General features: G+C 40.9%; 6 protein-coding genes. All 6 read left to right on the plus strand.

Annotated elements, in window-relative coordinates:
* The coding region (locus tag CHB71_RS14015; protein ID WP_144017435.1) for a gliding motility-associated C-terminal domain-containing protein at nt 1-3719 on the plus strand (3719 nt) is incomplete at its 5' end.
* Between the two features lie 339 nt (nt 3720-4058).
* Nucleotides 4059-4976, plus strand: coding sequence for a PorP/SprF family type IX secretion system membrane protein (locus tag CHB71_RS14020; protein ID WP_089357574.1), 918 nt, complete (start codon nt 4059-4061; stop codon nt 4974-4976).
* A gap of 77 nt (nt 4977-5053) precedes the next feature.
* Nucleotides 5054-7126 (plus strand): OmpA family protein, encoded by a 2073-nt coding sequence (locus tag CHB71_RS14025; RefSeq protein WP_179213427.1) that lies wholly within the window; start codon nt 5054-5056, stop codon nt 7124-7126.
* Nucleotides 7107-8372 (plus strand): PKD domain-containing protein, encoded by a 1266-nt coding sequence (locus CHB71_RS14030; protein ID WP_089357576.1) that lies wholly within the window; start codon nt 7107-7109, stop codon nt 8370-8372. The genes CHB71_RS14025 and CHB71_RS14030 overlap by 20 nt, the downstream gene beginning before the upstream one ends.
* A 4-nt stretch (nt 8373-8376) precedes the next feature.
* Entirely contained in the window at nt 8377-9354 is a 978-nt protein-coding gene (locus CHB71_RS14035) for a hypothetical protein (protein WP_089358057.1), read from the plus strand.
* A complete protein-coding gene (locus CHB71_RS14040; RefSeq protein WP_089357577.1) occupies nt 9341-12448 on the plus strand; it encodes a ligand-binding sensor domain-containing protein in 3108 nt (1035 codons plus the stop codon). Before CHB71_RS14035 ends, CHB71_RS14040 begins: the two co-directional genes overlap by 14 nt.
* Nucleotides 12449-12491: the final 43 nt, after the last annotated feature.

Here is a 12491-nt window from a genome sequence, read left to right on the forward strand (position 1 = left end):
TGACGGTGACGGCCACTTCGAGCAACACGACGTTGGTACCGAATGGAAACATTACGGTGAACTATACGGACAATGGAGGCGCCTCGGCGAATGTGCTGAGTCCAACCCTTGATATCACACCTGCAGCAAACTTATCCGGCACGACCACCATTACGGTGACGGTACAGGATAATGGCACGGGCACACCGAGTGCGGTGGAGACGTTTGACCTAACCGTCAATGCGGTAAACGATGACCCTACGATCAGTGCGATAGCTGACCAAAGCACGAATGAAGACACAGATAAGACCGGCATATCCTTTACGGTAGATGAAGGAGGGGGCACGGATGAAGATGCACAGGTGTTGACGGTGACGGCCACTTCGAGCAACACGACGTTGGTACCGAATGCAAACATTACGGTGAACTATACGGACAATGGAGGCGCCTCGGCGAATGTGCTGAGTCCAACCCTTGATATCACACCTGCAGCAAACTTATCCGGCACGACGACCATTACGGTGACGGTACAGGATAATGGCACGGACACACCGAGTGCGGTTGAGACGTTTGATTTAACAGTTAATCAAGTAGCGGAATATACTGTTTCAGCCATCTCAGGAAATACAGACGAATCAGGATCAACTGCCACTTTTGATGTAGTTCTTAATTCTAAACCAGACTCTGATGTTGTCTTAAATGTAACCTCAGACGATAACGGGGAAGGAACGGTAGATCAGGCGAACCTGACATTTACACCTACTAACTGGGACACGCCGCAGACCGTCACAGTGACTGGTGTAGATGACGATATCATTGATGGAGACATCACTTACAATATGACATTGAGTGTAGACGATGCAAACAGTGACGATGACTTTGATCAGCTGGCTGACCAGACGGTCTCGGTGACGAATACCGATGACGATGTAGCAGGCTACACGTTAAGCAAAACCACTTCCACGATTACGGAAGGGAACAATGATACGTTCACGATCGTGTTGGATGCAGAGCCATCAAGCAATGTGGTGATTGACTTGAGTAGTGATGACACAGGCGCAGCAACGGTGAGTCCTTCGAGCTTGACGTTTACAAGTGGCAACTGGAACAGCACACAGCTAGTCACGATCACTTCGGTGCAGGACGATGATTTACAGGATGAGACCCCTACGATCACTGCGAGTGTGAATGCGTCGAGTGACGGAGACTTCACCGGTCTTGCTAATAAGAACGTAACTATTACGGTTACCGATGATGATATTGCAAGCATTTCTATCAGCGCTATCAGTGGAAACACCAGAGAAGATGGTACCACTGCAACCTTCACAATCGTCCTGGATTCAGAACCAATTGCAGATGTCACCATCGGTTTAAGTTCAGACAACACAGCGGAAGGAACTGTAAGTCCTGCTAGCGTGACGTTTACTTCCACCAACTGGAATGTGGTACAGACGGTGACAGTAACCGGCGTGGATGATGCCATTGATGACGGGGATGTGGTGTATACGATTGTGACAGCAGTAGCTACTTCATCGGACGCTAACTACAATGGACTTGACCCGGCAGATGTGACAGTAACGAATGAAGACAATGACGGAGTGGGTATTAGTGTCAGCGCTATCAGTGGCAACACAAGGGAAGATGGTACCACTGCAACCTTCACGATCGTCCTGGATTCAGAACCAACTGCAGATGTCACCATTGGTTTAAGTTCAGACAATACAGCGGAAGGAACCGTAAGTCCTTCAAGCGTAACATTTACGACTGCCAACTGGAATATCGCACAAACGGTAACAGTAACCGGCGTGGATGATGCCATTGATGACGGGGATGTGGTTTATACCATTGTGACTGCTGCAGCTACTTCATCGGATACGAACTATAATGGGCTTGATCCGGCAGATGTGACAGTAACGAATGAAGACAATGACGGAGTGGGTATTAGTGTCAGCGCTATCAGTGGCAACACCAGGGAAGATGGCACCACAGCTACCTTCACGATCGTCCTGGATTCAGAACCAACTGCAGATGTCACCATCGGTTTAAGTTCAGATAACACAGCGGAAGGAACCGTGAGTCCTTCAAGCGTAACATTTACAACTGCCAACTGGAATATCGCACAAACGGTAACAGTAACCGGCGTGGATGATGCCATTGATGACGGGGATGTGGTTTATACCATTGTGACTGCTGCAGCTACTTCATCGGATACGAACTATAATGGGCTTGATCCGGCAGATGTGACAGTAACGAATGAAGACAATGACGGAGTGGGTATTAGTGTCAGCGCTATCAGTGGCAACACCAGGGAAGATGGCACCACAGCTACCTTCACGATCGTCCTGGATTCAGAACCAACAGCAGATGTCACCATTGGTTTAAGTTCAGACAATACAGCGGAAGGAACTGTAAGTCCTGCTAGCGTGACGTTTACTTCCACCAACTGGAATGTGGTACAGACAGTGACAGTCACAGGTGTGGATGACAATGATGTTGATGGAGATGTAACATATACGATTATCATATCTGCAGCTTCATCTTCTGACGCTAATTACAATGGCATTGATCCGGCAGATATTGATGTAATTAATGAGGATGACGACAGCATTGATGGTACTCCGGTAATAACAGGCCAGGTGGGTATTCCTACCATTGATGAAGATACGGACTTTACCATCTCGTTTACAGATCTGACCGTTTCAGATCCTGATAATAACTATCCTTCTGACCATACTTTGATCCTATTGACAGGCAGTGATTACGATATCAGTGGTTCTACTATTGTTCCAAAGGCAGATTACAACGGAGCATTAAAAGTAAATCTCAAGGTAAGCGATGGTGTCAATGAATCCAATGTATACGAATATGAAGTGGATATTAGGCCGGTCAATGATAAACCGATTTTGGTAGCGGATGTGCTCACTGTTCAATTCGGAAATACATTGGAAGGAAATCTGTTAACCAATGATAGTGATATTGAAAATGATGGGTTGCTTTTAACAGATATTAGTCCATTACCAGCTGGCCTTAGCTTCAATACTGATGGCAGTTTTATTTATAATGGCGATACTGAAATTGGCACAATTGAAATGGATTATGTAGTCTGTGATGATGGAGATCCGTCAGAGTGTGCACAGTCTACTTTTACATTGATTATTGAAGGTGGAGATTTTGATGGTGATGGAATCCCGGATTCGTATGAAATACAATTTGATGATGTGGATGATGATGGTGAGCCGGAATATAGAGATTTGGATTCTGACAATGATGGAATAAGTGATTCACAAGAGGCGGGAGCTGATCCTGAAAACCCTGTGGATACCGATCAGGATGGGACACCAGATTTCCTGGATACGGATAGTGACGGAGATGGAAAATTAGACAGTGAAGAAGGAGTCGAAGACTGTGATAGAGATGGCATACTTAACTATATCGATAATGACGATCCATGTAAAATGAAGATAGCTGATGCGTTCTCGCCGAATGGAGATGGCAAGAATGACGAGTGGATCATTCAGGGAATTGAAAGCTATCCGGAAAATAAAGTAACAATCTTTAATCGATGGGGGAATAAAATATTTGAGATTGACGGCTATGATAATAACAGTAGGGTGTGGCGAGGAGAGATTAACACAAATATTGGATCGGATAAAAATGCACCTTACTCAACCTACTACTTTATCATTGATTTAAAGGATGGCTCCAAGCCAATCGCCGGGAATATATTGATTAGTAAATAAGCCTTCAGATCAATAAGGTTTTAAGTGAAAAGACGAAATATACCCTCTGTCAATGTACTGCTCGAGTATATACCTTATTAGAGAGTTTTTTTAAAATGAATACTACAAGAAACTAGCCTCGGTAGTATTAAAAGTTAAGTATCTTCTGTTTCGGTCTGTTCATCCAATGTGCTTGACTATTGATAGAAAACATCCAATCAGGGTGCTTTTTTGTGTGTTAATTTGTGTAAAATGAGTGAGGAGAAGAATTACCGATTGGTTGAAGGACATTAGTCTATCACTTTACTTTTTTAGTTATTCAATGTTCAAGAAAAGCATTCAATTGCTGTTAGTGATATAATGTCTCGCAAGTTTCTATTTACAATATTGATACTTTCTGTTGCCGGACATTTAAATGGTCAGCAACAATTTGTGATGACGCAATACATGTTTAATGGCTTGGTATTAAACCCTGCATACGCTGGTACGCATGAATCGTGGAGCTTCACAGCCATGTCGAGGCACCAGTGGAGCGGGATTCCGGGGGCACCTTCCACTCAAACATTCACAGCCCATGGATCAATTACTCGTAATAACGAATCTTCTGCCGGAATGATTTTATCCAATGATCAATTTGGAGCCATTTCATTAAATAATTTATATGGCGTTTACGCTTACCGAATGAATTTTGATAGAGGAAGGCATCACCTTTCAATGGGACTGCAAGGGGGTTTATCTATATTCAATGTAGATCTCACTCAAGATGATTTGATTGATGCGGATGATCCTGTTTTAAACAATGATTATAATTCGGTTATGGCCAACTTTGGCACTGGCATATTCTACAATGGGCCTAAGATATATGCAGGCCTTTCAGTCCCTTTTCTGTTAAATAACAGACTAAATCAAAGTGAACAAGATTTAAGCAAACAGGTGAGGCATTATTACCTGACAGGTGGAGCTATTTTACCAATAAATCATGATTTGAAGTATAAGCCAAGTTTTTTGATCAGGTATGCAAATGGTATTTCAGACATTGATATTACTACCAGCTTTCTTTTCAGAGATGTCATTTGGTTTGGCGTTACCTATCGGGTTGAAAATTCAATCGATTTCATTCTTGAAGTTCAGTTTACAGATAACCTGCGCTTTGGATATTCTTATGGATTAGTAACGTCCGAGTTGGGTCAATCCACTTCTGGCTCTCACGAAATAGTACTTAACTACCGCTTTAGGAAACAACATCCAAGAGTCAATCACCCGAGAAGATTTAGATGAGGCTAGTTCATTACATATTGTATGTTTCAATTTTTTGCATGTTTGGATACGGCCAATCGATCAAGATATTGCATAGCATGGATCCACTTGAGGAACGTGGTAATAGATCGTATAAAAATGGAGCGTATCAAGAAGCAGCAATTTTTTATGAACGGGCCTTTAAAAAGGATACAACTAACTCAGCACTTGCTTTAAAAATAGCCGAAAGCTATCATCACATCGATCAGTTCAAAACTGCAGAAAACTGGTTTCGAATAGGAATTCAAAATAATGAACTGCCAACGGCCCAAAACATGTTGGACTTTGCCCAGGTGCTAATGGCCAATCAAAAATATGAGGAAGCCGAGGTTTGGTTAAAAAAATATAAATCCGTTGAGGGATCACATCTTATCGCATCGAAAAAACTCTCATCAATAGAAAATATTCATAAACATTTTCGGGATTCAGCCTCCATCGAAATTGAGCCATTAAGCATCAATACAAAATATGCAGAGTTTAGCCCATTTTATTATGGATTTGGAATTGTGTACTTATCAGACCACCACAGTAATGATGTGACCAATGTAATGGGATGGAGTGCCGAAGAGTACACCACAGTTTTTTATACCGAGGAATTAGAAAGTGGTCGAATGAGAGACCCTGAGGTGTTTCATCGGGGATTAAATTCTGAGTACCATGAAGGTCCACTGGTATTTTACGATGGAAATAAGATCATTTTCACCCGTGCGGGTATTCCCAATAAAAATAATGCCGAGAGTCACCTGGAGCTTTATTATGCAGAATATGATTCCAGAAAAGATCAATGGGTAAATATGAAGCCTTTACCCTTCAATGATCCAAATTATTCTGTTGGTCAGCCAGCTATATCAAAAGATGGTAAAACAATCGTTTTTTCATCCAATATACCTGTTGGCTATGGTGGTACGGATCTGTATGTATCAAAACTTCAGGATGGTGAATGGAGCGAACCTGAAAATCTAGGGGAGTTTATCAATTCTGCAGGAGATGACATGTTTCCATTTTTAATCAATGAGAATGAGTTGATTTTCTCTTCTGATGGGCATGGCGGATTGGGAGACCTGGATCTTTTTAGAGCCCCACTAAATGCATCCGGCCATGATGAGGTGGAAAATCTAGGCTATCCATTTAATTCTTCATATGCTGATTTCGGATTTATCTCCGATTCCCTCGGAAGAACCGGATTCTTTACTTCCAATCGAGAAAATGGAGGATTTGATGATGATATTTATCGCTTTACCGCCAAATGGTCTCGCGTTCAGTGTGTGGTTAGTACTGTTTCAGGAGAAACTTTAAGCAATGCAAAAGTTAACTTTATTGTGGGAGGGGTGGTCAGAGATTCTCGTTTTACGGATGCAAACGGAACGACAGATTTTTTGGCGCTACCCGGGGAAGAGATTAAACTGGAGGTCAGCAAGGAAGGTTATGTTTCACAAAGTGATGTGATTGCTTCGAATGAATTATTTGCGGGAATGGCAATGACCTCAACCATCACATTAGAAAAAGAACCTGTTGCCAGACCGGAAAGAGTTGACCCGGATGTAGAGTTACAGGAGTTATATAATAGAAGAAAAGCCATGGTCCAAGTAAATGGACGGGTATTTGAATACAGGGAGGTAGGAAACAGCCGATTCATCGTCAATGCGGACGAAAAAATCCTACTTTCAAACACACCTGCTGACGATGGCCAGACAGTTGAAGAGCGCGCCAAACAAGCAGTGGAGGAAAAAGGTTTGAATATGCAGGAAATGTACTCGCTTAAGAATATATATTTTGATCTTGACAGCAACGAATTGACCGAGCAAGGCAAGGAGGAATTAAATAAGGTGGTAAAGATTATGACGGTAGATCAGAAGATCGCGTTTTCAATCAACTCCTATGCGGACAGTAGGGGAAGTATGAAATATAATGACGAGTTGGCGTTTAAGCGATCTCAAAAGATTGCTAGATATCTTATTGAAAATGATGTTCCCGGAAGTAGATTGATTTTGGATAGCTATGGCGAGCAGGGGATCTTGAATCACTGCGATGATAACACTGAATGTGAAGAAAGATTTCATGCAGTAAACAGAAGGGCAGAATTAGAGTTAGTAATGAGGAAACTTTACACCAATGAAGAACAAGTGGATTAGTATAGTCTTATTGTGGCCAATATTAGCCTCCCATAGTTATGGGCAGGAGGTTGGGTGCGAAGCTGCTAAAGCAAGATTCCTGAGCTTTGATGCCAAGTGTATCAGTAGGATCGCTTCCAATAATTGTGTAAACCTCGACATTACGGATTCATATGATTTTGAAGGAAAGGAATTCGTTTTCAAGTGGGATATGGGCGATGGGACGATCCTTGAGGGATTAAACATCAACCACTGCTACAATAATCCTGGCTTGTATGTGGCCAAACTAAGCCTTGAAGACCCAATAACAAAAGCTGTAATTCAGGAGGAAGCTGAAATAGATGTAGTCATAAAAGGCTCTTTTGGGTTGACAATGAATCCATTAGAAGATGTGCGAACGGATATTGAGGAAAACGCATCGTTTACTTTGGACTATCCGGATTCAGCGTATCAAATCAAATACACGTATTGGGATTTTGGAGATGGAAACTTCTCATGCGAAGGAAGTCCAAACTATAGCTATTCGAAAACGGGCACTTATTATCGATCATTATTGGTCAGACTGGAATCATCCATTGATCAGGTGTTGTTATGCGCCAGCGACAGTGTTACTGTTAAATTGGCTGACCCTACAGCCGGATTGCTTACAGATGCGATTGCTCAAATAGAGATCGATTCACGATTTTTAGAGGACAAGCCTACCTACTTTCTCATGAAGAAAACGGGTGATACATACAAAGAGGTGGAAGGACAAGATGAGCTAACCGGAAATGCAACTTACAGGATCATTACCTACCGAGGTAATCTTATTTATGATTCAGAAGACGTCATTGTACCTGATGGCGCAGACCTTAAAGCAGTACAGACGGTAATAAGTGAAAAGACAATGCAACTGGCAGAGGGAAGTCCTTCTAGTTTGCAAGCGATGTTCTTTGAATTAGATCAAAATGAGCTATCCCGAAAAATTAAAAAGATCTTGGATGATAACGTTGAATTACTGCAAAACCTTCCAATGATGGATGTTGAAGTAGGCGTTTATACCACATCAGGAGGCTCATACAATAAGGGGGTTGCACTTTCAATCAAGCGTGCGCAGTTAATTAAGCAATACATGGTAGATGAAGGCGTGAAGGCTGACAGAATAAAAGTAAGCAGTCCCCAGACAGCCAGGTCCTTAATAAATAGTTGTCTTACCGGATCCAATTGTGATTACGTAGACGAATTGCTCAACAGACGTGCAGATTTTAAATTTAAAATGGGAAGGTAAGCCTATGAAGACAGCAAGAAAAATACTAACATTATTTTGCTTATCGATAACCATTTCAAGTTATTGTCAACGCATTCCCAATGAAATTGAGAACATCGATTATCTGGTGACATTTGGTGGAAATGCACCTGCATCTTGGGGAGATGATGATCACATTCAAATTTTCTTCTTTTTAGTTCCTGATGAGTTTACAGAGCCCGTGTATTTGCGTGTTTTTGATCCGGATGTTGGTGGTGATATTGATGAGATCAAAGGCGAATGGAATTCAGTACATCGTATTTCCATTTTTGGAGGAAAGGGTGCTCATTCGCACAAAGACTCAAGGAAAGTCGATCCGGTGGGGGAGTTCAAGAGTGGAAATCTTCTCGCTTCAAAGGTATTTCGAAACAATCCGGAATTTGATGGAAAGTGGTTCACATTTGGTCCATTCAATCCAGTTGAAGGAGAAGTCGATCCGGAAATACCAAATGGTAGAATATTCAAAGTGATAATGGAAGGGTTGCAAGGGGATGATGGTAATCTTTATCAATATTTTCTCAGTGCAAACCCGGATGTGAATGAAGAGGTAGAGGGATCCAATGCCTTTACCTATGAATATTCATTTCGATTGCCGGTGGCAAGCGGAGAAATCAGCCATATTTATCCGTTTCTTGATAAGAATGTGGTTTCTATTACCCAACATAATTTTGATTTTGATTATGACGGAGAGATTGTAATTTATAGTGCCGCTAAAAACAGGCATAAAGTAAAAAAATCTGCCGACCTGAAGTGGGCGAGCTCTATGCATGAAATAACCCCTGAAGAACAGAACTCGACCATAGAAATTCAGATCATAAAGCAAGGAAAACCAAACAACAACATGGTATTCTATATTCGAAATCAATATGAAGAGGCTGTTAGATTCTTCAGTATTCCTATTGGTGGCCCACCAAGATACAAGTACGTCGTGAATCTGAAATATTATCAGGATGATAAGAATTAAGGTTGTAATTCTAGCACTATTTTCCTACTGCCTGGCTGGAGCCACTGTCCAGCAGTATGACATCAGACACTTCAATCCGGAGGCAGGCCTAAATGGAACCTACATTTATACTACAATACAGGGACCTAATGGGTATAAGTGGGTTGGGACAGACTATGGCCTCACGCGATTTGATGGATTGAAGTTTGAATTGATGGATGCCAACGATTCAACCAAAAAGAATTTTGCTTCTTCTGCATTTACGCATAATGGGAAAATATATTTTGGCTATTTCAATGGAACAATAAAGGTCTTTGATGGAAAAGGATTCAATGTCATACGTGAGGAGTTGTACGAACAGAGTCCAATAACTTCAATTTTTAAAAGTCAGAATCATTTAATAGCCGTAAGTCAAAATAATGGCCTTTTTCGGATTCTTGATGATACACTTGAGGTTTATGAACCAGCAGAATTGAAGTATAAGAAAGTAAATTTTGCCAAACCTTTCAAAGAACTGATCCTGGTTGGGACGAATGAAGGTCTCCTCGCTTATAAGTTTAATGATTCTAACAGATTGGTATATGCCGGAAGTATTTCGGGCTTAAACTTTATGTCTATTCAGTCGCTTGAAAGAAATAAGGCAAAAGAGAATTCCTTTTGGGTTGGTACAGATTATGGGTTGTATCATTTGGATATGGATATCGAAGGCGCTGGTATTTCAGGCACAGTAGAGAAGGCTGGATTTCTTGAAAAGGAATCTATAAGTGCATTAAGAGAAACTGGAAATTTGGATCTGTGGGTAGGTACAAAGTACAATGGACTTGTTAAAATTAATTTTAATCGGGATAATACCAAGTCTATCCAATTCACCTTTTTAAACAAAAAACATAATTTCCCAGGCGATTTTATCAGCACCATCAACATGGATGAAGATGAAAGTATATGGGTAGGTACTATCGGAGATGGTTTGGTCCAGGTTGCAAAAAAAGGACTTATATATTACAGTTTTGAAGACTTTAGAACCAGGTCTGTCAATAGTATCAGTGGAAACTCACATCACGAATTCTTTTTTGGAACAGATGTGGGACTTATAAAAGGGTATTACACAGGTACAGTAGATAGCATCAATTTTGAATTAATTAAAGATAAGAAAAGCAGGGGCAATATCACTGCCATATACGTTGACAAGGATGATCGGATATACTACTGCGTTGAAGATGTTGGTCTATTCACCGCGGATTCAGATTTATCCAATATTGAGCAAATCAATTTTGATTATGGCGGAGGGAAGTTAATGATCCGTCAAATCATTAAAAGCCCGGATGGAAATTTGTGGCTCTCTTTAACCCAAAAAGGTGTCTTTGAATTAGATCCAAAAGGCAAACTGCTAAACAATTATTCAACGAGCACAGGCTTTTATCACAATGAAATCTATCACATTCACTTTGATAGAAAAGGAAATACCTGGTTTGCCTCTCATGGTGCCGGGTTAGCCGTGATGCGATCAAATGGAACAATTTTGTATTTGACAAAAGATGGATTGTTCCCCTCTCATGATGTAAACGATATATCAGAAGATGAGTATGGAAATTTATGGATTGGCACACATGGAGATGGAATCTATGAATACAAGGATGAGGAGTTTATTCGATTTTCTACTAAAGAAGGACTCCTAAATGACTTTTGCTCAGCCGTAATCAGTGATAAAAGTAACCATGTTTGGGCTACACATAGGACTGGTTTGAGCAGAGTAGATGAATTTACTGATGCGGTATCAACGATTCAAAAGAAGGATGGATTGGTAGTTGCCGAATTCATTCACAATTCAATTTTTACGGATCAGGATCACAACATATGGATTGGAAACAGAAATGGGGTAACCTTTTTAAGCACTCCGGATGAGTTATTTGAATCTAAAATTATCGAACCAATAATTTCTGACGTGAAAGTTGGATATGATGTCCTTGATCTCTGGCAGTATTCTTCAGATTCAGTCAGTGGAAGCAGGGTTCCTAAAAATATTGAATTCACACATGATCTTAATAATTTAACATTCGAATATATTGCCATAAATCTCAGAAACCCTGCTGCTAACCTTTATCAATATAAGCTTGAAGGTCTTGAAGAAAATTGGTCTCCAATCACAAAAAATGGCCAGGTTACGTACAATAATCTAGGTGCGGGAACATACACATTTCATGTAAGACAATCAGACAATCCGAACCACTGGGGTGAAAATATTAGCAGCGTCAATATTAGAATCAAGCGAGCATGGTGGGAAACCTGGTGGGCTATTTTGCTTTTTTTACTGTGTGGTTTTGGGCTGGTTTACGGATTCATAAAATGGCGAACGGATCGACTAAACATAAGACTGAAAGAGAAACAACGATTGATCTCGATAACGGAAAGTCAAAACAAACGGTTAAAAGAGTTTTCATTCATTACTTCGCATAATACCAGATCATCTGTTTCCAATATTCGAGGATTAATCACAGCGCTCGAATCAGATCCCGGAAATCAGGACTTCATAAAAATGCTTAAAAATTCATCTGATCGGTTAAATGGAACAATCAGGCATATCAACGAACTTCTGAACTTTGAGAATGATAGGGAAAGCCTCAATAAAGTTTCATGTAATGTAAAAGAATCGATCGATCGTGTATTGAAATCGAATGAAGAAGAAATCCGGAAACATGGCGCAAAAGTTATAACAGAGATCCCAGCAGACATTTCAGTAAATGGAGTGCCGACCTACTTCGAAAGCGCACTGAATAACCTGATTTCGAATGCGCTAAAGTTCGGCATAACCGAAGACTCCAAAGAGATAACCTTATCAGCAGAAAGTCTTGATGATGAGGTAATGGTAAAGATCCAGGATCATGGGGTTGGAATTGATTTAAATCGTTTTGGAAAAAAATTATTTAGCCTCGGGTCTCGATTTCACCCGGAAATATCAGAAGGAGATGGGTTGGGTATGTTTATTTCCAAAAACCAAATAGAGGGAATGGGAGGTAAAGTTGAAATCGCCAGTAAGGAGGGAGAAGGCACGACCATCTACATTTATCTAAAGAAGCCCAACCATGAAGACAGTGGAGGTTTGGCTGATGCACCTTAGATGGATAATGAAGAGTTAATGGCTGCATGGTCTCATTGCAATA

The organism is Ekhidna lutea, assembly GCF_900188325.1.
Lineage (GTDB): Bacteria > Bacteroidota > Bacteroidia > Cytophagales > Cyclobacteriaceae > Ekhidna > Ekhidna lutea.